General features: G+C 40.1%; 19 protein-coding genes. 17 read left to right on the forward strand and 2 right to left on the reverse strand.

The window, feature by feature from the left end; genetic code table 11:
* Positions 1-8: 8 nt before the first annotated feature.
* The gene (locus BMY66_RS06195; RefSeq protein WP_044933673.1) at positions 9-251 is read left to right on the forward strand and encodes a hypothetical protein; all 243 of its coding nucleotides are present in this window, start codon (positions 9-11) and stop codon (positions 249-251) included.
* Between the two features lie 44 nt (positions 252-295).
* On the opposite strand, the gene BMY66_RS06200 is transcribed toward BMY66_RS06195, so the two are convergent.
* Positions 296-751 (reverse strand): acyl-CoA thioesterase, encoded by a 456-nt coding sequence (locus tag BMY66_RS06200; protein ID WP_044933674.1) that lies wholly within the window; start codon positions 749-751, stop codon positions 296-298.
* Between the two features lie 119 nt (positions 752-870).
* On the opposite strand from BMY66_RS06200, the gene BMY66_RS06205 reads away from it, so the two are divergent.
* Both BMY66_RS06205 and BMY66_RS06210 read left to right on the forward strand, forming a co-directional pair.
* Complete coding sequence (locus BMY66_RS06205) at positions 871-2,211, forward strand: butyryl-CoA:acetate CoA-transferase (RefSeq protein ID WP_090394542.1); 1,341 nt, start codon at positions 871-873, stop codon at positions 2,209-2,211.
* Positions 2,212-2,364: 153 nt separating this feature from the next.
* Positions 2,365-3,921 carry a family 43 glycosylhydrolase gene (locus tag BMY66_RS06210; RefSeq protein ID WP_090394543.1) on the forward strand — a complete coding sequence of 519 codons (1,557 nt, stop codon included), beginning with the start codon at positions 2,365-2,367 and terminating at the stop codon, positions 3,919-3,921.
* 2 nt (positions 3,922-3,923) lie between these two features.
* On the opposite strand, the gene BMY66_RS06215 is transcribed toward BMY66_RS06210, so the two are convergent.
* Positions 3,924-4,712 (reverse strand): biotin--[acetyl-CoA-carboxylase] ligase, encoded by a 789-nt coding sequence (locus BMY66_RS06215; RefSeq protein WP_090394544.1) that lies wholly within the window; start codon positions 4,710-4,712, stop codon positions 3,924-3,926.
* A 197-nt stretch (positions 4,713-4,909) separates the two neighbouring features.
* Here BMY66_RS06215 and leuB point away from each other — a divergent pair, with 197 nt between their 5' ends.
* The 14 genes from leuB (at position 4,910) to BMY66_RS06285 (ending at position 25,177) form a co-directional block, all read left to right on the forward strand.
* Positions 4,910-6,001: a 3-isopropylmalate dehydrogenase gene (gene leuB, locus BMY66_RS06220; protein ID WP_090394545.1), complete on the forward strand. Its 1,092-nt coding sequence runs from the start codon at positions 4,910-4,912 to the stop codon at positions 5,999-6,001.
* A 2-nt stretch (positions 6,002-6,003) separates the two neighbouring features.
* Complete coding sequence (gene ilvD, locus BMY66_RS06225; protein WP_090394546.1) at positions 6,004-7,662, forward strand: dihydroxy-acid dehydratase; 1,659 nt, start codon at positions 6,004-6,006, stop codon at positions 7,660-7,662.
* A 106-nt stretch (positions 7,663-7,768) separates the two neighbouring features.
* A complete protein-coding gene (gene ilvB, locus BMY66_RS06230) occupies positions 7,769-9,439 on the forward strand; it encodes a biosynthetic-type acetolactate synthase large subunit (protein WP_090394547.1) in 1,671 nt (556 codons plus the stop codon).
* A 4-nt stretch (positions 9,440-9,443) separates the two neighbouring features.
* The gene (gene serC, locus BMY66_RS06235) at positions 9,444-10,526 is read left to right on the forward strand and encodes a 3-phosphoserine/phosphohydroxythreonine transaminase (RefSeq protein ID WP_044933680.1); all 1,083 of its coding nucleotides are present in this window, start codon (positions 9,444-9,446) and stop codon (positions 10,524-10,526) included.
* A 14-nt stretch (positions 10,527-10,540) separates the two neighbouring features.
* Entirely contained in the window at positions 10,541-11,704 is a 1,164-nt protein-coding gene (locus tag BMY66_RS06240; protein ID WP_090394548.1) for a phosphoglycerate dehydrogenase, read from the forward strand.
* Positions 11,704-12,939 (forward strand): DUF1015 domain-containing protein, encoded by a 1,236-nt coding sequence (locus BMY66_RS06245; protein ID WP_090394549.1) that lies wholly within the window; start codon positions 11,704-11,706, stop codon positions 12,937-12,939. Before BMY66_RS06240 ends, BMY66_RS06245 begins: the two co-directional genes overlap by 1 nt.
* Before the next feature lie 294 nt (positions 12,940-13,233).
* Positions 13,234-17,016 carry a DUF7604 domain-containing protein gene (locus tag BMY66_RS06250; RefSeq protein ID WP_090394550.1) on the forward strand — a complete coding sequence of 1,261 codons (3,783 nt, stop codon included), beginning with the start codon at positions 13,234-13,236 and terminating at the stop codon, positions 17,014-17,016.
* 37 nt (positions 17,017-17,053) lie between these two features.
* Positions 17,054-18,091 carry a DUF5979 domain-containing protein gene (locus tag BMY66_RS06255; RefSeq protein WP_090394551.1) on the forward strand — a complete coding sequence of 346 codons (1,038 nt, stop codon included), beginning with the start codon at positions 17,054-17,056 and terminating at the stop codon, positions 18,089-18,091.
* Positions 18,092-18,114: 23 nt separating this feature from the next.
* Positions 18,115-18,633, forward strand: a complete 519-nt coding sequence (locus BMY66_RS06260; protein ID WP_049960212.1) for a hypothetical protein — start codon at positions 18,115-18,117, stop codon at positions 18,631-18,633.
* An 11-nt stretch (positions 18,634-18,644) separates the two neighbouring features.
* Positions 18,645-19,388, forward strand: a complete 744-nt coding sequence (locus BMY66_RS06265; protein ID WP_090394552.1) for a hypothetical protein — start codon at positions 18,645-18,647, stop codon at positions 19,386-19,388.
* 14 nt (positions 19,389-19,402) lie between these two features.
* On the forward strand, positions 19,403-20,245 hold the full coding sequence (locus BMY66_RS06270; protein ID WP_090394553.1) for a hypothetical protein: 843 nt from the start codon (positions 19,403-19,405) through the stop codon (positions 20,243-20,245).
* Between the two features lies 1 nt (position 20,246).
* The gene (locus BMY66_RS06275) at positions 20,247-21,284 is read left to right on the forward strand and encodes a MucBP domain-containing protein (RefSeq protein ID WP_090394554.1); all 1,038 of its coding nucleotides are present in this window, start codon (positions 20,247-20,249) and stop codon (positions 21,282-21,284) included.
* A 101-nt stretch (positions 21,285-21,385) separates the two neighbouring features.
* Positions 21,386-22,255 carry a mechanosensitive ion channel family protein gene (locus BMY66_RS06280; RefSeq protein ID WP_177175595.1) on the forward strand — a complete coding sequence of 290 codons (870 nt, stop codon included), beginning with the start codon at positions 21,386-21,388 and terminating at the stop codon, positions 22,253-22,255.
* 12 nt (positions 22,256-22,267) lie between these two features.
* Positions 22,268-25,177: an insulinase family protein gene (locus tag BMY66_RS06285; protein WP_330387074.1), complete on the forward strand. Its 2,910-nt coding sequence runs from the start codon at positions 22,268-22,270 to the stop codon at positions 25,175-25,177.
* Positions 25,178-25,179: the final 2 nt, after the last annotated feature.

The following is a 25,179-nucleotide window of genomic DNA, read 5'->3' on the forward strand; positions in this document are numbered from 1 at the left end:
AGATTACCATGGCATTTAATCCAGCAGATTTATTTAGAGTTAGAAGTGCAGCAGCCACTTTCAATGCAAATCATCCAAAGCTTCTTCCATTTTTCGGAGCAGCTAAAAACAAAGCAATGACACCAGGTTCAGTTATTGAAATTGCAATCACTGATCCAGCTGGTGAAAAAATCGAAACAAACCTTAGAGTTCAGGAATCAGACATTGAGCTTATCAATCTTTTAATGGAAATTGGTTCTAAGGGGATGTAAAAAATAAACCTTCCTGTATTTGCAGGAAGGTTTTTCATTATCTGTTATTTAAATTCAAAGAACTTTGTATCAAGCTCAGGATAAGCCCTCTTCATAGAAATAGGGATTCCTGATTTATTCATAAAGCAGTGTCTAGTTTTTGCTACGGCACGATCCTCTCCAGTAACCTTATCGTAAATACGATAAGCTACTTCCATTTCGTGACCATCGTAGGAAACCAACTTAGTATCTACCACGATAGTCTCATCAAATTTTACCTGACTTCTATATTCAATAGAATGAGAGATTACAGGGGAAGTGATTTCCATATCAAGCATCTGCTTAAATGAAAGTCCCATCTGCTCCATAAGATTCATCCTGGCATCCTCAATCCAGTTTAGATAATTGGATGTGTGGATGATTCCCTGTTGATCTGTCTCATGATATTTTGTGTGATGCTCAAAAGGGGTAATCTTTATCTGCCTTTTAGCACCAGCAACTTCAATTTCTTGTTTTGCCATAGTGTTACCTCCTGATGAAATTTACTATGTTAATTATATCACAAAATTTAGATTGATTGTGTAGGATGATAGTGGTAAAATGACGTTAATTGATAAAAATTTAACGAGCGGAGGTTATTATGGATTTTCAGGCTGAGTATAAGAAGAAGCTGACTACTGCAGCTGAGGCTGTGAAAGTAGTAAAAAGTGGGGATTGGGTTGATTATGGCTGGTGTACTGGCACACCAGATGCTTTGGATAAGGCTTTAGCTGCACGTACTGATGAGCTTAGAGATGTAAAGGTACGTGGTGGTATTTTGATGAAGTTGCCTGCAATTTTTGAGCGTGAGGATGCAGGTGAGCATTTCTGCTGGAACTCATGGCATATGGGTGGCCTTGAGAGAAAGCTTATTGCAAGAGGATGCTCTTATTATGCACCAATCAGATACTCTGAGCTTCCTAGATACTACAGAGATCATATTGAGCCAAATGATGTTCTTATGATTCAGACTACAACTATGGACAACCATGGCTATTTCAACTTTGGTCCTAATGCATCACATCTTATGGCTGCAGTTGAGAAGTCAAAGCACATTATTGTAGAGGTTAATAAAAACATGCCACGTTGCCTTGGTGGATTTGAAGAGGGAGTTCATATCTCTAAGGTAGACGCTATTGTAGAGGGCGATAACCCAGCTATCCTTGAGATGGGTGGCAGCGCTGCTCCTACAGATGTAGATAAAGCTGTTGCTAAGCTTATCGTTGAGGAAATTCCAAACGGTGCATGCTTACAGCTTGGTATTGGCGGTATGCCAAATACAGTAGGCGCCATGATTGCTGAGTCGGACTTGAAAGATTTGGGTGTTCATACAGAGATGTATGTTGATGCATTTGTTGATATTGCAAAAGCTGGAAAGATTAACGGTTCTAAGAAGAACATTGATAGATTCCGTCAGACTTATGCATTCGGTGCTGGTACAAAGAAGATGTACGATTACATGGATGAGAATCCAGAGCTTATGAGTGCTCCTGTTGATTATACAAATGATATTCGTCAGATTTCTGCACTTGATAACTTCATCTCTATCAACAACGCTGTTGATGTAGATTTATTTGGTCAGATCAATGCTGAGTCAGCTGGAACAAAGCACATTTCTGGTGCAGGCGGACAGCTTGATTTTGTACTTGGTGCTTATCTTTCAAATGGTGGAAAGAGCTTTGTATGCCTTTCATCTACATTCACAACAAAGGATGGTACAGTAAAGAGCCGTATTCGTCCTACACTTGCTGAGGGCTCAATTGTTACAGATACTCGTTCAAACACACACTACCTTGTTACAGAGTATGGTAAGGTTTGCTTGAAGGGACTTTCAGCTTGGGAGCGTGCAGAAAAGATTATCGGTATCGCACATCCTGACTTCCGTGATGAGCTTATTGCTGAGGCAGAGAAGATGCACATCTGGAGACGTTCAAATAAATAATCATTGATTTTCAGGGACTTCGCTAATTGCGGAGTCCTTTTTTTGTTGAATATTTCACGTCTATTTCTATTGAAAGTGGAACATATTAATGTTATACATAATTATAAAATAGTTTAACGAAAACTAAACGAAAACAACTAGGGGGATAATTACATGAAGAAAAAAGCGATGGTTGCAGTGCTGATTGCAACGACGGCTGTGGGCCTTGTGGGCTGTGGCTCGCCTAAGGAAGTTGTGCTTGAGAAAGAGGATGGGGGAAATCCTTTAGTATCTTCTAATGAGGACTATGTGTACGGTGGCGACCCTTCGGTGCTTGTGGATGGAGATACAGTGTATCTGTACACGGGCCATGATGATTCTACAGATGAGGAGGTTGGAAAATCTATTTATAACATTCCTGAGTACTTGTGCTATTCATCTACAGATATGGTGAATTGGACCAGCGAGGGAGTGGTAATGTCCATGGAAGATGTTAGCTGGACTAGCAACGACACATCTGCATGGGCATCCCAGGTGATGAAGCATACAGACCCTACCGATGGAAAAAATAAATACTACTTATATTATTGCAGCTGGGACAAGACGGGTAAGCAGTGTATTGGAGTTGCGGTTTCAGATTCGCCAACTGGTACCTTTGTTGATATAGGGGCTCCTCTTGTGAAGAGCACTGTTACAAAGCCAAACACCAGCACCTTCAACGATATCGATCCTACAGCCTGGATTGAAACAGATGAGGATGGTGTGGAGCATCGTTATCTTGCTTGGGGTAATGGCATGTTTTTTGTGTGTGAGCTTAATGAGGATATGACTTCTGTGACGGATGTTAATGGTGATGGAAAGATTACTAGCGGCAAGGTAGCAGGAGAGGATGATGTTGTGATTCGCACTGATGGATTGGAAAGCTACACAGAAGCACCTTGGATTTATCGCAGATCTGATGAAAATGGCAATTACTATGGCGATTACTATCTGTTCTTTGCACATCAGTGGAGAGAGTGCATGGCCTATGCAACTACTGACGATTTGTTAAGCGGTGATTGGAGCGAGACTAAGAAAATTATGAATCCTACTGCTACATCAAACACTAATCACATGGCGGTATTTGACTTTAAGGGCAAGACTTATTTTGTATATCACAATGGTTCGCTGCCAGCAGGAAGCGGCTTCAGAAGAACTGCCTGTGTTGTGGAGCTTCAGTTTAATGACGATGGAAGTATAGATTTGTTTGAGGAAAGTGCAGCAGGAATTTCAGGCAAAACATCCACCATTTCTACTATAGACGGAGTTAAAATTGCTCATAATCCATTTGTTTGCTCTTCAGCAGACAGCGATTATCCATACAAGGATGTTGCCATTGGAATTAATCTTGTTGAAGGAGACTCTAAGGATTTTGATTGGGTGATTAGAAGCGGAAAGGCGGATTTTACCAATGAGTCATATGTCTCAATCGAATCTGAAAACAAGCCAGGTCTTTACATCACAGCAAATTCTGACGGAACAGTAACCCTTTGCCAGGATACAAAAGCAAGTGAAGGCGCTGCCGCTAATCAGACCTTTAAAACAGTGGAAGGACTTGCAGATAAAAGTGGGGTAAGCCTAGAGAGCGTGGCTCAGCCAGGAAAATACGTAACCTTAGTAGATGATGTGTTAACACTTACAGATGGTTCAGATAAAGAAAGTGCAACTTTCAAAATAGAAGTTGCACAGTAAAATTATTTCAGTATACGGTTTAGAATTTCTGCTACTAGCTGATTTCTTGTGATGGTGATGTTGCCATCGGAGAATAGGCTGGTAGCTTTGTTTTTTATCTCATCCGGAAATGCGTTTATATCAGCGTTAAAATTGATTCCGATTCCAATAACAATCCACTGGAGACGTCCAGTTTCAAATTCAGTTCCGGCTTCTGTCAGGATTCCACAAATTTTTTTATCTCCAACGAAAAGGTCGTTGATTGGCTTTAGTGTAGGCTTTACATCGGTGAGAGATGCGATGGCATCGCAAACGGCATTGCCAATGAAAGTGGTGATTTCATCTGAATCGGTGCTTGGCAAATGCTCTGGTGTCATTACCACGCTCATGTACAATCCACCTTTTGGTGAATAAAAGCTGTGGTCTGCTCGGCCACGTCCCTCGCTTTGTTCGTTGGCAATAACAAGTGTGCCATATTTTAAATCTGTGATGGCAAGCTCCTTGGCCTTGCGATTGGTAGATGGAATGGAGTCGTAGATGTGAATCAGACTGTCATTTCCTTTGTAAATGTCAGCTACATCTTCCTTAAGGTATGAGCTTATGCCGGCAGAAGAGAGAATATCATTTTGCCCAGCAAGTCTATAACCCTTGTTGCTTACTGCTTCTATTTCATATCCGTTTTTTCTAAGGTCATTGATGGCTTTCCAGATGGCGTTTCTTGAAATTCCAAGGGATGAAGCCATTGCTTCTCCTGAAAGAAATGTTGATTTATTGGCCTCTAGCAGCTCTAGAATTTTATCTTTAGAACTCATAAAAAATCTCCTAAAAGAATTTTATAGTAGAATGTCATACTTTAAAGTGGTAAAGTTTACTAAACACTTCATATGTATTTTAGAAGTATTTGGGCTATTTTGTCAAAGATATCAAAATGAGGTTTAATTTAATTGAATTTCACACTTTAGTGTACTAAAATGTAACTATTAATTAGAATGGTAATTAGGAGAAAGCTATGAAATGTAACATTGGCGTTATTAGGGGAGACGGAATTGGTCCGGAGATAGTTACTGAAGCAATAAAGGTTCTTGATGCTATCGGTGCTAAATATGGACACACATTTAACTATACTGAAATCCTCATGGGAGGCTGCTCAATCGACGCAACAGGAGTGCCACTTACAGATGAGGCAGTAGAAAAAGCTCTTGCAAGTGATGCAGTGTTAATGGGTTCAATTGGTGGCAACACATCTACCAGTCCTTGGTACAAGCTACCAGCCGACAAACGTCCAGAGGCCGGCCTTTTAAAGCTTCGTAAAAGTCTTAATCTTTTTGCAAATCTTAGACCAGCATATTTATATGATGAATTGAAAGAGGCATGCCCACTTAGGGACGATATCATCGGCGATGGTTTTGACATGATGATTATGCGTGAGCTTACTGGTGGTCTTTACTTTGGCAAGCGTGAAACAAAGGAAGAAAACGGTCAGCTTGTTGCCAGAGATTCTCTTACTTATTCAGAAAATGAAATTCGCAGAATTGCAAAGCGTGGATTTGATATAGCAATGAAGCGTAGAAAGAAAGTTACATCAGTTGATAAAGCTAATGTACTTGATAGCTCTAGACTATGGAGAAAGATAGTAGAAGAGGTTGCAGCAGATTATCCTGAGGTTTCCTACGAGCACATGCTTGTAGACAATTGCGCAATGCAGCTTGTCAAGGATCCAGGTCAGTTTGATGTAATCCTTACAGAGAATATGTTTGGGGATATTCTTTCAGATGAAGCATCTATGGTTACCGGTTCAATTGGAATGCTTTCATCTGCTTCCCTTAACGATACAAAATTTGGATTGTACGAGCCATCTGGCGGAAGCGCACCTGATATTGCAGGCCAGGGTATCGCAAATCCGATAGCCACAATCCTTTCGGCAGCAATGATGCTTCGCTACAGCTTTGACTTAGATGCTGAGGCAGATGCAATCGAAAATGCCGTAAAGAAGGTACTTAAGGCTGGCTACCGCACAATCGACATTATGCCTCGCGACGGCTCAGCCGTAACTCGCGTGGGTACCGTGGAGATGGGTGATTTAATTGTAAAGGAGTTGTAAATATGAGAAGTGATAACGCAAGAGCTGGTATGCAGCAGGCGCCAGCCAGATCATTATTTAATGCATTGGGATTTACTCCAGAAGAAATGAAAAAGCCAATGGTTGGTATCGTATCTTCGTACAACGAAATCGTGCCAGGCCATATGAATATTGACAAGATTGTGGATGCCGTAAAGCTTGGAGTTGCTGAGGCAGGCGGTGTTCCAGTGGTTTTCCCAGCTATCGCAGTTTGTGATGGTATTGCAATGGGACACATCGGAATGAAGTATTCCCTTGTTACCAGAGATTTAATTGCTGATTCCACAGAGTGTATGGCACTTGCTCATCAGTTTGATGCACTTGTTATGGTGCCAAACTGTGATAAGAACGTTCCAGGACTTCTTATGGCAGCAGCTCGACTTGATTTACCAACTGTATTTGTTTCAGGTGGTCCAATGCTTGCAGGTCATGTAGAAGGTCAGAAGCGTTCCCTTTCTTCTATGTTTGAGGCAGTTGGCGCACATGCCGCTGGCAACATGACAGAGGAAGAGGTAGAAAACTTCGTTGAGAATGTTTGCCCAACATGCGGAAGCTGCTCAGGTATGTACACAGCCAATTCCATGAACTGTCTTACTGAGGCACTTGGAATGGGACTTAGAGGAAACGGCACTATCCCAGCAGTATATTCAGAAAGAATTCGTCTTGCAAAGCATGCTGGTATGGCTGTTATGGATATGTATAACAAGGGTATTACAGCTCGTCAGATTATGACAAAGGATGCAATCCTCAATGCCCTTACAGTAGATATGGCACTTGGATGCTCAACAAACTCGATGCTTCATTTGCCAGCAATCGCTCACGAAATCGGATTTGATTTTGATATCGAATTCGCAAATCCTATTTCTGAAAAGACACCAAACCTTTGTCACCTTGCACCAGCAGGTCCTACTTACATGGAAGACCTTAATGAGGCTGGCGGCGTATGGGCAGTTATGAAGGAGCTTGCAGATATAGGCTTGCTTAACACAGATTGCATGACTGTTACAGGAAAGACAGTTGGTGAGAATATTGCAAATGCAGTAAATAGAAATCCAGAGGTTATCAGACCTGTGGACAATCCATATACAAAGACAGGTGGTCTTGCAGTTCTCAAGGGAAATCTTGCACCAGATGGTTCAGTTGTAAAACGAAGTGCAGTAGTGCCAGAGATGCTTGTTCACGAGGGACCAGCCAGAGTATTTGATTCAGAGGAAGATGCTATCGCAGCTATCAAGGGTGGCAAAATCGTAGAGGGAGATGTTGTAGTCATTCGCTACGAAGGACCTAAGGGTGGCCCTGGTATGAGAGAAATGCTTAATCCTACATCAGCAATTGCAGGTATGGGACTTGGTTCATCAGTTGCTCTCATTACAGATGGACGTTTCTCAGGTGCCAGCCGTGGTGCTTCCATCGGACATGTTTCACCGGAGGCAGCTGTTGGCGGACCAATTGCACTTGTAGAAGAGGGCGACATTATCGCCATCGATATACCAAATTACACTATGACTTTAAAGGTTAGCGACGAGGAGCTTGCAGCTCGTAAAGCTAAGTGGAGTCCTAGAGAGCCTAAGGTAAAAACAGGGTATCTAAGAAGGTACGCTGAACAAGTAACTAGTGGGAATAGAGGAGCAATCCTTAAATAGAGATGAGCCAGTAGTCATCAAGCTATTAGTTTTCTCAAGCGAAACATGTTGTTGAGCGGAGAAAATCTAATGCTTGTAGACGTAACTGGCGGACTGGAGTTAGAGAATGTTATTAAATGGTTCAGAAATAATTATAGAATGTTTGAAGGAACAGGGAGTTGATACAGTTTTCGGTTATCCAGGCGGTGCCATCCTAAACCTTTATGATGAGCTTTATAAGCATAGTGATGAGATTCATCATGTGCTTACAAGCCACGAGCAGGGAGCAGCTCACGCAGCAGATGGCTATGCGCGTTCAACTGGCAAGGTTGGTGTGTGCTTTGCTACTAGTGGTCCTGGAGCAACAAATCTTGTGACAGGTATTGCTACAGCTCATATGGACTCAGTTCCTATTGTTGCCATCACATGTAATGTAAATGTATCTTTGCTTGGTAAAGATTCTTTCCAGGAGATTGATATCACTGGTATTACAATGCCTATCACAAAGCACAACTTCATTGTTAAGGATATCAAGGATTTGGCAGAGACAATCCGCCGTGCATTTACTATTGCAAAGAGCGGTCGTCCAGGTCCAGTTCTCATTGATGTGCCAAAGGATGTTACAGCTCCTACTAACAAATACGAATACATGCCAATGAAGCCAATACCAGTTGGCCGAGTTAAAAAGAGCATTACTGAGGATGGTATCAAAGAGGCAGTTAAGCTTATCAAGAAGTCTAAAAAGCCAGTTGTCTTTGTTGGTGGTGGTGCAGTTCTTGCAAATGCTTCAAAGGAATTAAAGAAGTTTGTAGAGCTTGTTGATGCACCAGTTTGCGACACTCTTATGGGTAAGGGTGCATTCGATGGCAGAGATGAAAGATACACAGGAATGCTTGGTATGCATGGCTGCAAGGCTTCAAACCTTAGCGTTTCAGAGTGCGATTTGCTTATCGCTGTTGGTACCAGATTCTCTGATAGAGTTCTTGGAAATCCAGACAAATTTGCTAGCAATGCAAAGATTCTACAGTTTGATGTAGATCCTGCTGAAATTAATAAAAATATTCTTACTGATCATGCTATTGTTGGAGATGTAAAGGAAATTTTATCTAGATTAAATAAAGTTCTTGAGCAGGCTGATCATGCTACTTGGATGAAGCATGTTAAGGAACTATCTGAAAAGTATCCTCTGGTGGTTCCAGCAGAAGGCTTGTCAGGTCAGTATATCGTTGCTGAAACTTACAGACAGACAAAGGGCGATGCAATTATCGCAACAGAGGTTGGTCAGCATCAGATGTGGGCGGCTCAGTACTACAAGTTCAAGAAGCCTCATCAGTTGTTGACATCAGGTGGCCTTGGAACAATGGGATATGGCCTTGGCGCTGCAATCGGTGCGAAGACAGGTAATCCTGATAAAAAGGTTATCAATATCGCCGGCGATGGTTGCTTCCGCATGAACATGAACGAAGTTGCAACAGCTGTAAGAGAAAAGCTTCCAATCATCGAAATTGTTATTAATAATCACGTGCTTGGAATGGTAAGACAGTGGCAGACAATTTTCTATGAAAAGCGTTATTCAGCAACAGTCCTTGATGACGTAGTAGATTACGTTAAGTTAGCTGAGGCTATGGGTGCAACAGGCTACAGAGTTACAACTCAGGAGGAATTCCAAAGTGCCTTGAAGGAGGCCCTTGTCTCCGAGAAGCCTGTGCTTATTGACTGTATCATCGATTCAGATGACAAGGTATGGCCAATGGTAGCACCAGGAGCACCTATTAACGAGTTTTTCAAGGAGGATTAGTGTAATGAGTAGAGTTTATAATTTTAGTGCTGGACCAGCTGTTTTACCAGAGGAGGTTTTGAGAGAAGCCGCTGATGAAATGCTTGATTATAAGGGATGTGGAATGTCTGTTATGGAGATGAGTCATCGTTCAAAGGTATTCGATGACATCATCAAAGAGGCAGAAGCTGATATCCGCACTCTTATGAATATCCCAGATAACTATAAGGTTCTTTTCCTTCAGGGCGGTGCAAGCCAGCAGTTTGCAGCAATCCCTATGAACCTTATGAAGAACAAGAAGGCTGGATATATCATCACAGGTCAGTGGGCTAAGAAAGCTTATCAGGAAGCTAAGATTTACGGTGAGGCAGTAGAGCTTGCAAGCTCAGCAGATGAGACATTTAGCTACATTCCAGATTGCTCGGATTTACCAATCACAGATGATATGGATTACGTATACATCTGCGAAAATAATACAATCTATGGCACAAAATTTAAGACTCTTCCAAATACAAAGGGGAAGGATTTGGTAGCAGACGTAAGTTCTTGCTTCCTTTCAGAGCCAGTAGATGTTAGCAAGTACGCTATTATCTACGGCGGTGTTCAGAAAAACGTTGGACCTGCAGGTATGGTAATTGTTATCATCCGCGAGGACTTAATCCGTGACGACGTTCTTCCTGGCACACCAACAATGCTTAAGTACAAAACACAGGCAGATAATGACAGCCTTTACAACACACCACCTTGCTACGATATCTACATCTGTGGAAAGGTGTTTAAGTGGCTTCTCAAGAATGGTGGTCTTTCAGCAATGAAGGAGCTTAACGAAAAGAAGGCTAAGATTTTATATGATTACCTTGACTCTTCAAAGCTTTTCAAGGGAACTGTTAGAAAGGAAGACCGTTCACTTATGAACGTACCTTTTGTTACAGGTAATGAGGAGCTTGATGCTAAGTTTGTAAAAGAGGCAACAGCAGCAGGATTTGTAAACCTTAAGGGACACAGAACTGTTGGCGGAATGCGTGCTTCTATTTACAACGCTATGCCAATCGAAGGTGTAGAGAAGCTTGTTGAATTTATGAAGAAGTTCGAAGAAGAAAATGCATAAGGAGGGAATGACTAATGTTTACTTATAATTGCTTAAATCCTATTTCTGACAAGGGCTTAGTTAATTTCTCCACAGACTATAAAAAGGTAGAGAATATCAGCGAGGCTGACGCAGCTTTGGTTCGTTCAGCAGCAATGCATGATTTGGAGCTTGGGGATAAGCTTAAGTGCATCGCTAGAGCAGGAGCTGGCGTAAACAACATTCCTCTTGATAAATGTGCAGAGGAAGGAATCGTAGTATTCAACACACCAGGTGCAAATGCTAATGGTGTAAAGGAGCTTGTTTTCGCAGGAATGCTTTTAGCTTCACGTGATATCGTAGGTGGTATCGATTGGGTTCTTGAAAACAAGGACGACGAGAACATCGGTAAGACTGCAGAGAAGGCAAAGAAGGCTTTTGCCGGAACTGAAATTGCAGGAAAGAAGCTTGGTGTTATCGGACTTGGTGCTATCGGTGTTAAGGTAGCCAACGATGCAAATCGTCTTGGAATGGAAGTATTAGGATATGACCCTTATATCTCTGTAAATGCAGCATGGAACCTTTCAAGAAACGTAAAGCATGTAACAAATGTAGAAGATATCTATAAGGAATGTGATTTCATTACAGTTCACGTACCTCTTCTTGATTCAACAAAGGGCATGATTAACAAAGAAGCAGTACAGATGATGAAGAAGGGCGTTGTTATTCTCAACTTCGCTAGAGATCTTCTTGTTGATGAGACTGCAGTGCTTAATGGTATTGAATCAGGTAAGGTTCGCCACTATGTAACAGACTTTGCAAATCCTACTGTTGCTGGAAAGAAGGGGGTTATTTGCACTCCTCATCTTGGGGCTTCAACAGAGGAAGCAGAGGACAACTGTGCAGTTATGGCAGTTAAAGAAGTAATGGACTATATGGAGAATGGTAACATTACTCACTCTGTAAACTATCCAGATTGCGATATGGGAATTTGTACAGCAGAAAGCCGTGTAGCAATCCTTCATAGGAACAAGGCTGGTCTTATCGCTTCATTTACAACAATCCTTAGTAAGGACAATGTCAATGTAGAGGATATGACAAACAAGAGCCGTGGGGATTTCGCATACACATTGCTTGATATTGGAAGCAAGCTTACAGATCAGGTTATTTCAGAAATAGAGAAGGTTGATGGTGTTATAAAAGTTAGGGTGGTAAAATAATGGCGCTTATTGTACCGTTTAAGGCAATCAGACCAAGTAAAGAGGAGGCTGCTACAATAGCAGCCCTTCCTTATGATGTATACAATAGACAAGAGGCATATCAAAAAGTAAAGGAGCAGCCTGGTTCGTTTTTGGCAATCGATAGGCCAGAAACTCAGTTTGAGCCAGATGTGGACATGTATTCCGACAAGGTTTATAACAAGGCTGCGGAAATGCTTAATGAGTGGATAGCAAAGGGCAGATTCATTCAGGATGATATGCCTTTTTATTATGTCTACGAACTTACTATGGATGGACGCTCACAAACAGGAATAGTTGCCTGTGCATCCATAGATGACTATGCTAATGGCGTTATCAAGAAGCATGAGAATACCAGAGCGGAGAAGGAGCAGGATAGAATTCGCCATGTGGATACCTGCAGCGCACAGACAGGTCCTATTTTCCTTGCATACAGGGAAGACGCTACGATTGCCAGCATAGTTGCGAAGGCAAAAAGCCGTAAGCCTGTATATGATTTCGTGGCAGAGGATGGCATATCACATCGCTGTTGGGTAATTGATGATATGATGACTTGTGCACTGATTGCTACCACATTCGATAAGATGGATTCTATTTACATTGCAGATGGCCACCATAGAGCGGCATCTGCGGTGAAGGTGGGATTCAAACGCCGTGAGGAGAATCCGGATTATACTGGAAAGGAAGATTTCAATTTCTTCTTGTCAGTGCTATTCCCAGACGATGAGCTGAAAATCTATGATTACAATAGAGTAGTCAAGGATTTGAATGGCATGGCTCCAGAAGAGTTCCTGGAGGAACTGGATAATGTGGCTGATTTGCTATCTACATCAGAAAAAGCCATCAGACCCGAAAAGAAGAGCCAGTGGAGCATGTACCTGGATGGCGTCTGGTATTTGTACCAGGTTAGAGAAGAGCTTTTATCTGACGACCCGGTAGAGGGCCTTGATGTTTCATTGCTACAGAATTTAGTGCTAGAACCACTCCTTGGAATCGATGATCCAAAAACTAGCGATAGAATTGATTTCGTAGGAGGCATCAGAGGATTAGGGGAATTGGAACGCAGATGTGCTACAGATTGCAGAGTGGCATTTGCCATGTACCCAACCAGTATCGCAGAACTTTTTGATGTGGCAGATGCAGGACTTTTAATGCCACCAAAATCCACATGGTTTGAGCCAAAGCTAAGAAGTGGGTTGTTTATACATAGAATATAAAATGAAACGGGACAGCGTAAGCTGTCCCGTATTTTTTTCTCAGTAAACGTTTCAGTGTTCGTTTTCTACCATCATATTTACGAAAGTCTATAAAGTTATTTCGTGACTTTGTTCACAAAATTCTCACAAGTTGTATAGTAAATTAATTACGTTCTTGCCAATATTCAGATAATTCTTGCCAGTTCACAGACTTGTCACACAATATATGTTAACTTGAACTCACAAAAAGTTATGCAATGTAACGTTTTGTAGGAGACATTGTTGATTGGCAAATATTAAGTGAGGAAGAAGCGTATGAAAAGAAATCTACCTATTTTACTTAATAAGATCATGTCATTAGGTCTTATAGTACCACTGTATTTGGCAATGTCAATAAGTGCATTTGCTGATATAACAGATGCGCCTTCAGAGGATACTCCTACTCCTACAGAGGAAGTTGCTTCTGTTCCTGAGGCAAGTGCACCGACAGAACCAAGTACATCTTCAACTGAGGAACCAGTTACAGAGGTTACAACACCTACAGATGGTGTAACACCTGATAATCCAGGTGAAGCTGATCCAACTGGCGACCAAACTCCTAATAACGCTCTATTAGGAGATGGTTTAAATCAGGATGGTGATGGTCAGGATGATGGCAATCCAGATGACGGCAATCCAGATGACGGAAATCCAGATGATGGCGACCTCGATGGTGAATTGGATGATGAGTCTGACGACGAGTTAGACGACGAATTGGATGACGAGCTTGATGAAGAACTTGAAGAAGAGCTAGAGGAAGAAGAGGAAGAAGAGGAAGAAGAATGTGACCACGAACTCATCTACACATCCAATGAAGATGGAAGCCACACAGTAACATGTGCTCTTTGTGATATGGAAGAGTATATAGAGACATGTGAATACGACGATGACGGTATTTGCGTTAAGTGTGGTTACAAGCGTCTTCCTGATCCAGTACTCGTTTATGAAGATGAATATGTAATAGTAACAGTTTCAGGTGCAATTCCTGAAAATGCTGATTTAAAGGTTAAGCCTATTACAGAAGAAAATGAAGAAACTAGAGATCTTTATAATCACACAGCTGACAAGATGGAAGAGCTGTTAGCTGATTCAGAAAATGAAGTATATGGATTCCTGGCATACGATATTTGTTTTACAGACATTGAAACAGGCGAAGAAGTTGAGCCATCTGATAATGTAACTATTTCAATGGAATACAAGAGCGAGCAGCGTCCAGTTGAAATGGAAGATGTAGACAACGCCAACGAGTTAAAAGTTGATTTAGTACACATTAATGATAAGACAGACCAGGTTGAAAATCTTACAGAAGCAGGTAGTGCTACTGTTTCAACTGCATCTGATACTTCAGTAAAGAGTGCAAGCTTCACAAACGATAGCTTCTCAGTATATACATTACTTTGGAATGGAAATACAAATAGACAGATAGAATTAACCTTCAATAATAAATTTGTTGAGGTAGTAGAAGATGAAGAAATTCCAGAGTATGAGGAAGAGCGAGATACAATCAATGTCAACGAAGGTACTCCTGAAATTGTTATTGCAGATAAGATTGATGATATTCCAGGCTACAAATTTAAGAGAGCTGAATTTGTTGTAAATGGAATGCATAAAGATGTTGATGGTCTTAAATTCAGAAAAAATAATAATTCATATTATCTGGATTTATGTAAGGATGGGGCAGTTGTTTTTTCAGTTGCATTAAGTTCACATGCTAAGGCAAAGCTGGACATCTACTACGAGAAAAACATCAATCTTACAGTACAGAAAATTGCAACAGGTGCTGCAAAAGAAGATACTACTACAACTTATGAATTTGTAATCAAGAATTCAGAAGGTGTTCCAGTAGGCGCAACAAAATATTATGTAGGTGAAGAATTAAGAACTACAGACGCTGCATCTGGAATGTTTACATTACTTTCTGGACAAAAGGCTGAATTCCTAGGCCTTGCCGAAGGTAATTATTACATTACTGAAACAGGCACATCCGATGGAAGTACTTATAAACTAAAGGATTTCACAACAAAGATTTTAGAGGTAAAGAAGAATCAGGCAGATACATTATTAGTTCAATATGAAGCTGCATCACAGGATACAAGAGTAGTAGAAACATCTGTTGATGATGAGTCTACAAAAAATATTAAGTTTAAGAACTGCTATACAACAGTTAGTGGACCAATAGAAACTGTATCAGCATCAGTTGCAAAGTATATTAGATACCATGCAGAAGATGACAATTACGATCTTACAATCAAGTTTAAGGGTCCAGAACAAAAAATAGTTACTACTATTGATACATCAGAAGAACTTGAACAGCAAGAAAATATCAAAGTAGACATTATTCTTGTGGTTGATAAATCAAATTCAATGGGATATGCAACAACAGATCCTGTATTAAATACAAGAATCAAATGTGTAGTAGCAGCAGTTGATTCCATGGTTGAGACCATGAAGGATAAAGATGATGTTGATGCTAAGTGGAAGGTTATAGATTTTGGTAAATCTGCAAAGCTAATGACAAATGGCTGGGTGGACACAGGAGATGTTGTAGTGACAGAAAATCTTGGACCAGCAGAAGACATTGGTGGTGGTACAAACTATTGTGCTGGACTAAAAAAGGCCAATGATCAGGTGGCTGGAGCAAGATCAGATGCAAAGACTATTATTATCTTCCTTACAGATGGATGTCCTACATATTACCAGATAGGAAATTCAGTTTATGGAAACGGATCTAATCTTACAACAACCATAGAAAGTGAAACATACAATGCAGCTGAAAATGTAACATGTGATTATTTCTACGCAATAGGAATGGGACTTGGCTACAACTCATATAGTGATACATCAGGTGGTATAGATGCATTTACACTTTTACAGAATATGAGCGCCAAAGTAAAAGCTAAGGAAACAGCGCAAGCATACAATATTTCACCTGAAAAGGTTGGCGCTATCTTTGATAGCTTGGCTGGAACAATCAGCGGCATTGCAACAGGTGGAATTGAAACTAGTACAGAGATGCTTTACTCATCAAATGTAGTTATGACAGATACACTTAGTGAATATGTAGACATCGTTCCAGATAGTAAATTCAAGATTAACGTAACCTTAGACTTACAGGATGTTCAAGATGAGAGTGTAGCTAGTGTGCCAGGTGTCATCAAAAACGGAATTCAGGAATCACCTGCCACATACACATTACCTGATGGAACAGTTCTAACAGCAAATTACATCGTTAAAAATAATGCTGATGGAACAGTTGTAAGAACAATTAGCATGGTATTCCCACAGGGTTATCTGTTAGATGATGGATATGAGTATCAGGTTAAGTTCTACGTACAGCCAAGTGATTTGGCATACGATTACTACTACGAGCACATTGAAGATGAGAATCCTTATCCACACGAAGGAGATGACAATACAGATCACGGAAACAACGATCCGATTACCTCATCATTTTTACCTGGATTCTATTCAAATGGTTTAGCTAATACAACTTATGTAATAAACAACCAGTCAGGCAAGCTTGATTTCCCTAAGCCTGTAGTTCAGGTACATTTCAAAAATGTTTGGGAAATCTACAAGGTAAATCAGAGTGGTGATTACTTAGATGGTGCAGAATTCGTACTCGAAGAACAGGCAGAAGAAGGAACAGTGGCTACATCTTATACAGGAACTAGCCAACAGGTTGAACAATTATCAGGTTTGGTTGTTTGGAATGACACTGTAGCAACTGGAAAGATTTACAAGTTGAAAGAGATGCAGGCTCCTACAGGATATGTTACTAGCGATGACAAATGGATAATCACAATCTCTGATGAGAATGTTCCTACAGTAAGAATTGTAACATTTGATGGCAATCCAGAAGGAACAGAGTACTTGGTTGAACCAGTGAGAGACGGAAAAGTTATTACCTACAGATTTGAGTTCATAAACAAAAAAGCATCAGCTTTACCTTACACAGGTGGAAGCGGAGTATACAAAACTACAGTAACCGGAATTGCAATGATGATTTTATCAGCATTCATGTTCTACTTGAACAGAAGAAAAAAAGCAGGTTTTTAACATGGTAAAGTCATAGTGACTTGGAAGGGAGTCGCCAATGAAGAAGGCAGTATTTAAATCAAAAGGATTAATAGGAATAATTCTTGGGGCTTTATTAATCATAGGCTGTCTACAGATAACTGGGTTAAAAGCTGCTGGAAGGATTAATCCTAATACTCCGATTACTATTACAGCTAAAATAGCTGAAAATGATCAATCGATATTTGCACAGGAATTTGACGGTAAGCTTCAAATCAGACTATATAAGATAGCTGATATTGGAGAGACAGGCAAAGCCACTATAGAAGCTGGGTTTGAAGATATAGATTTAAGTATTTTAGATCAAAACCCATCGCCAGAGGACATCATAGATAATATAGTGGCTGTTGCCGAACCTATTGCAAAAGACATGGAAGACTACATCACTATTGAGATAAATAGAGAGGATGGTGAATCTGAAAAAACAGTTACCATGCCAGACGGAGCTGGAATCTATTTATACGTGCCACAGCCTGCAGCAGATAGAAGGTATACATACACATTTACAAGCTATATCCTCTATGCACCAACCAGTACATACATTATGACAGGACAGGGAAGTGACCAGTGGCAGTACGATGTAGAATTTACAATCAAATCAGAGGCTGAGCAAGCATATGGTGATCTTGCTATAACAAAGACTCTGGATACATTCAATAAGTCACTGGGAAAAGCATCATTTGTTTATAAAGTTACAGCAACGCTGGATAACGAGGTAGTTTTAAACAATGTGTATTCAATTGACTTTGACAAAGCTGGAAGCAAGACAAGAATAATAAAGGACTTACCAGCATCAGCAGTTGTCACAGTAGAAGAGATATACACAGGTGCTAGCTATGAAGCAGTAGGGAATGAGATAGTTTCAGGATTAGTGATAAAACCGGGAGATACAGTAACAGCTAATTTTGAAAATGACTACAACGGAAATCTAATCTCCGGTGGAATTAGCGCAGAAAATCAGTTCACCGTAGATGAGAATGGCAACATTATATGGACTGACAAGGATGGCAATCCAAAGGAACAGTTACATATGGAACCAGCTGAAACTTTTAGGTAGATGTGAGATGGAGGTAGCTAATTATGAAAGTAAATCGATTAATATTAGTGGCTGCAGCCATTGCCTTAATTGGTGGTCTTGCAGTGAAACCGGCCATAGCATATTTTACAGACACCGCTACTGTTAGCAAAACAATTCCAATTTCCATTGGAGATGTAGAGCTTCCAGAGATGGATGATGATGTGAATCACATGATTAAAACAATAGCGATTTCGAATACAGGTGATTACGACATATTTGTTAGAGCTAAGGCTTTATATCCAGACACCTGTACGATTACAAAGCAAACATCTACTAATTGGTCGGATTTAGATGGTGGGTATTATTACTACAGCGAAATCCTTAAACCTGGTGAAAAGACGGAAGATCTTAACCTGAAAATTGATTTTGACGGTAGTACAAGCGATTTCAATGTAATCATCATTCAGGAAGCAACAAAAGTTCTTTACGACGAGGAAGGAAATGCATACGCTGATTGGACAAATGCAATTTCCAACGAAGATCAAGTGCAACCTGTTGAAGTGATTGAGCAGATGCGATAGGAGGGATGAGTATGAAAAAATTTTATAAGAACCCTCTGATAATATTAGCACTTGGCTTGATAATCATTATTTCAGCATCTGCTGGGGCAGCAAGAGCAGCAATTGTTTATCAGTCAGCAGCTGAGAGAGTAAACTTCTCAACAGCAACAATTTCAGTTGAGGTTCAGGAGAAAACAGACGAAGGATACGTTGCAGTAGAAAATGAATTGAATTTCAGTGAAGTGGCAAAGGATGAGAAATTCAAAGTAGGAAAAATATACAACGAGAGTGTAAGAATTGTTAATAACTCTAATCAGGAAACTGGCTACAGTGAATATGTAAGAGTTGTAGTTAGAAAGAATTGGTACAAGGATGGTAAAAGCACAAATCTTGATCCTGATTTGATTGAGTTAGGAATCGCTGATGGATGGTATTTAAATCCTGATGAAACTACAGCAGAGCAGGCAGTTTATTACATGACAACACCGCTTGGTTGTGGAAATGCAGCAGAGTTTTTAGTATCAGTACAGGTAAAAAGTAAGCTTACATCCTTCGTAGAAACAAAGCCATATGTAGAGGATGGCGTAGAAATTAAAGGAACCATAGTAAACGAATATCTTTACGATGGACAAGCCTTCCAAATCGAAATTCAGGCAGACGCAGTACAGACTCACAACAGTGAAGATGCAATATATGCAGCCTGGGGAATCAAGGCAACATGTGATGGACAAGACGACGGAAACATATTAACAATTGGTGGTAAGCCTGTTAATTAAGAAAGGAGCAAGAGATGAAAAAGAGAATTTTTAATACAGTCCTTGCTCTAGTAGTTACAGTGGCAGGGCTGATGACAACAAGTTTTGAATCTAATGCAGCTACACAAACAACAGGATGGAATGTTGAATATGATGGACAGGGATTTAGCTCAGACTACAATGTGGATAAATCCACCATTACCAGTGTAATGCCTGGGGACACAGTAGTATTTCAGGTTAATTACAAAAACAACTCTAGCGCAACTACAGATTTCTACTTAAGTACAGATGTAATTGCATCGCTGGAAGAAAAAAATGCAGATGGAAGCTCAGCAAATATCAGTGGCGGTGCCTATTCTTACAAGATTAGTTACACCTTAAATGGCAACACAAACGTCTTATATGATAGTGAAACCGTAGGTGGCGATAACACTACAGTAGTTGGCTTGAAACAGGTTCAGGGCGGATTGAAAAATGGCGAAAACGCATTTATGAGCGTAGGTTCATTAGCAAGTCAGGCCAGTGGAACAGTTGTTATAGAAATCAAGCTTGATGGAAATTCACAGGATAACGATTACATGCAAAAGCTTGCACAGCTAGATGTAAGGTTTGGAGCTGAGAAGCAAACATCACCTGAGAATGTAGTAGTAAACACTTCTGAAACAAAGCGAGTAGTGTACACCATACCAGGAGGAAGCCAGGTAGTAGTATTAGAGGAGCCAGCAGTTCCACTTGCTAATACTAATACACTTGGAAGCCCTCAGACAGGAGATTCCATTATTCCTATTATTGTATGTAGCATGATGTTACTTATAGGATTATTACTTGTAATTAGTTACTTTTGGATCTCAAAAAATAATAGAGAGAAGGTAGCGTGATATGAAGAAATTAAAAAGATTATTCGGATTTAGTTTAATAATGACCATGTTATGTTCTCTTATTTCGCCTATTTGGGTGAGAGCTGAAGAGTACACATATCAAATAAGTATAATTCGTGGTGGTACAGAGGAAATAGGCGCAGCTTTTGTTTCAGATATGTCAGATTCGTTGACAATTGTAAGTGCAAGTGATGAGGTTTCTGTTTCGTCAAATAAGGATTCGGTTATAATCAAGGGTCTTAAATACAATGACCAGATTTCCTTCAATCCTAAATCAGCAGTGGAAATACCTGATGATTCAAACGATAAGTACTATGTAAAGGGAATGAGAATCAGTGGATCAAACGATGTTGTTTCTGAATCTACTTTCTCAGTTACAAAAGACAATTCCTATGTTGTAGCTTATGGAGTAGGAGCAGTTGTTCCATATACAGTTAAGTATTTGGACGGCGCAGGAAATGCACTTGCTCAGCAGAATACCTTTTACGGAGCCATTGGTGATGAAGTATATGTTCCATATAAATACATAGATGGATATATTCCAAACGCTTTAAATCTTCATACTACAAGCTTAAAGGAAAATGACGAATTTGTATTTACATATACTAAGGCATCATCTGGTGGCCAGACAATCTATAATACAACCACTTCCACATCATATGGTGTGGTTGAAGGTGAAGGGCAAATGACTTATCAATTTGTTCCAGCAGCAGTTAGAGAAGTGGCAGGTAATGGCCAGGCTGGCGGCACGGCAAATGGAAATGGCCAGGGACAGGCAGGCGGTGCAGCAGGCGGAAACCAGAATAATGAAGCAGCCAATGGAAATAATGAAGTTGCAATCGAAGATACTCAAACACCTACAGCTGCAGATGTCATAGACATTGATGATGAAGATGTTGCTAAAGCTGGTGAAACAAAAGAAATGTTTGATGTTCTGGAGAGAACAGCGATGGTTATTGCAATGCTTGGATTGTTGTTGGTGCTTTTAACAATTGGAGTAGCAATAAAAGAAAAGCATGATATTTCTAAATATGACTAGTTAATAGTTATATTACTTTGAGGCGGCAGGAGTTCCTGCCGCTTTTTTCATGTCAGTAAATATGATACAATATAACAGATTGTAAATACATGGAGGGTGTTATGGACACAGTAGAGACAGTTACAGCGGATGAACTAGTGGAAGACATACAGTCTGGTGTGCTTCAGCAGCAGCTTGAAGCCATGATACCAAAGTTTTGGAGCTTCTTTTGGAGTGCAGTTCTTGCGCTTATAGTTTTTTTCATTGGAACCCGTATTATTAAAGGTATAATCAAGCTTTTTCATAAAGCTATGAACCTTAAGGAAGTTGATCCAGGTGTGGAGACATTTCTTGAGTCTGTTCTTAAATGGATTCTATACATAATTCTACTGACAATTATTCTCGGCTTATTTGGTGTTACAACTACATCAATATCTGCAGCTGTAGCAGGCCTTGGGGTTACAATAGGTCTTGCTTTACAGGGAGCTTTGTCAAATTTTGCAGGTGGCATACTTATCCTTGTTATGCATCCATTTAGAGTTGGGGATTACATTATTGAGCATGCTTCAGGGCAGGAAGGTACAGTTGATAAAATCAACATCATCTACACTACTCTAAAGATGCTGGATGGCCGTTTGGTTCAGATTCCAAATGGAACACTTTCAGCTACATCACTTACAAACTGCACAGCTCAAAGCTATCGTTTGTTTAACGAAACGGTGGGTATCAGCTATGGCTCTGATATTGCAAAGGCAAAAGAAATCCTTCAGGACATTGCGGAAAAGGCAGAGCATAGGCTTGAGATTTCTCCTATTCAGGTTTTTGTAGCAGAGCTTGGAGAAAGTGCTGTACAGATTGGTTTGAGATTCCCAGTGGATATAGACAATTACTGGACTACAAAATGGAACACATTAGAAGAAATTAAAAATAGATTTGATAAATCGGGAATCGAAATTTGCTACAATCAGCTAGATGTACATATCACACAATAGAAAGGCATTAATTTGAACAAGGCATACGAATTACTTAAAGAAGAAAAGCTAGAGGGATTAGATTCATTAGGCTTCATATTTGAACATAAGAAAACAAAAGCTAGAATTTGTTTTATTTCAAATGATGATACAAACAAAGTATTTTATATAGGTTTTAGAACTCCACCAAAGGATTCTACCGGTGTGGCTCACATCGTTGAACACACAGTGCTTTGTGGTTCAGACAAATATCCTGTAAAGGACCCATTTGTTGAGCTTGTAAAGGGAAGCCTTAATACATTCCTTAATGCAATGACATATCCAGATAAGACAGTTTATCCTATAGCCAGCACAAATAATACTGACTATATGAATCTTATCGATGTATATATGGATGCGGTTTTCCACCCAAATATCTACAAATACCGTGAGATATTTGAACAGGAGGGCTGGCATTATGAAATGGAAAATGAGGACAGCGACTTAACAATCAACGGCGTTGTTTATAATGAGATGAAGGGCGCATATTCATCACCTGATGATGTGCTTTCACGTCAGATTCTTAATTCTCTTTTCCCGGACACAACTTACGCTATTGAATCAGGCGGTGACCCAAAGGTTATTCCTAGTCTTACATACGAGGATTTCCTTGCCTTCCACAGCAAGTATTATCATCCAAGCAATTCATACATCTATGTTTATGGTGATGTGGATATCGATGATTTACTTGAGTATTTGGATACAAAATATCTTCGCCACTACGATTACCTGGAGGTAGATTCAGAGATAAACATGCAGCCTGCCTTTGATAAGCCTGTAGAGGTTACAGTAGATTATCCAATCGGGGCAGACCAGGATACAAAGAACAATGCTTATCTTTCTTACAATGTTTGTATAGGCGATGTTCTTGATCCAAACATGTATCGAGCCTTCGATATATTAAATTATGCTCTTGTTTCTGCACCGGGTGCTCCTTTATATAAAGCACTTATTGATGCGAATATTGCAGAGGATGTTGAGTGCTCATTTGAATCGTCTCAGCGTCAGATGTATTTTTCAGTAGTAGCACGTGGAGCAAACGAAGAGGACAGAGACCGCTTTGTAGATATTATCGAGACTACACTTCAAGAGGAAATCAAAAAGGGTATTGATAAAAAGACTCTTTTTGCTGCAATAAATGGCGAACAGTTTAGAGCTAGAGAGCTTGACTTTGGTAGTGCACCAAAGGGACTTATCATTGGACTTCAGCTTCTTGATAGCTGGTTATACGATAAGAATCAGCCGTTCCTTCATCTACATGCTGTCGAAGTATTAGATAAAATTAAAACCAGAGTTAATAACGGGCTTTTTGATTATATTGCCGATGTTTATTTGCTTTCAAACAATCATAAATCTGTCGTTACTCTTAGACCAAAGCAGGGACTTACAGCAGCAGATGACAATGAATTAAAGGAAAAGCTTGCTGCTAAAAAGGCTAGTCTTTCAAAGGAAGAAATTAAGCAGATTGTTGAACATACAGCTCATCTAAAGGAATACCAGGAGACTCCTAGTTCAAAGGAGGATTTGGCAAAGATACCTATGCTTTCCAGATTCGACCTTACAAGAGAAGCGCGTCCTATTGATTTGGCGGTATATGATGAGGATGGAACAACAATTCTTCATCACAAGGTTAGTACAAATGGAATCCATTATTTCAATATGGTTTTCGATATTAGCGATATTACATTATCAGATATTCCATATGTATCATTGCTGGAACGATTCATCGGATTGATGGATACAAAGCATTATACATACGCCGATTACACTAATGAAATGTATCTTCATACTGGTGGCATCACCACCACTACAGCAGTTCATGAAGTGTTTGGTGAGCATGATAAATATCGCATCACCTTTGAGGTTCGTTCGAAATTCATTTATGAAGAAGCGGATGTGGCCAAAGATCTTGCAATGGAAATGATATGCAATACCTTATTCTCGGATGAAAAGAGATTAAAGGAGCTTATCGTAGCAGAGAAATCCCACATGGAATCAATCCTCAATTCAAGAGGCAATCAGGTGGCTGCTACAAGAGCAAGATGCGGTTTCTCAAAGAAGGCCAATATTTCAGATTTAGCAAATGGAGTTCGATTCTACAGATTCCTGGTAGATCTTGAAGAAAACTTCGACGATAGAAAAGATGAAATTATATCTAAACTTAATAAAATGTGCAAAACAATATTTGCAAAGGATAGATTGATAATATCATCTACTGGTAAGACAGAGGTACTGAATCAGGCAAGAAGGCTTGTCAATGATATAAGACCATTACTTTCTCAGGAAAAGCTTTCTTTCGAGGGAGATAATGAGTTTGAGGTTCATCCAGTAAAGGAGGCCCTTAAGGATGCTTCTCAGATTCAATATGTAGCAATGGCTGGCGATTTTGTTAAATCAGGATATAAATATAATGGAAGCTATAAGCTTCTCAATACAATCCTTGGTTATGACTATTTCTGGATTAAGGTTCGTGTTCAGGGTGGTGCATATGGTTGCAATATGAATTCAAGTCGCCAGGGTGATATGGTGTTTGTTTCATATCGTGATCCAAACCTAGCTGAGACTCTTAAGGTATTCGAAGAGACAGGTGATTATCTTAGAAACTTCGATGCTGACGATAGAGATATGACAAAGTACATTATAGGTACTATAAGTGGTATGGATACACCACTTACACCTTCGCAGCGTGGCCTTCGTGGATTGAATTGCTACATATCAGGCATTAGCTACGAGGATTTGCAACGCACTAGAGACGAAGTCTTAGACGCAACAGTAGAGGATATCAGAGCCTTGGCTGAGCCAGTAGACGCTGCTATGTCACAACGCTACATCTGTGTCGTAGGCAATGAATCGGTGGTGGAAGCGAATGCGAAGCTATTTACCGTAGTAGAGAATTTATATTAGTT

The organism is Pseudobutyrivibrio sp. C4 (assembly GCF_900111635.1).
Taxonomy (GTDB): domain Bacteria; phylum Bacillota; class Clostridia; order Lachnospirales; family Lachnospiraceae; genus Pseudobutyrivibrio; species Pseudobutyrivibrio ruminis.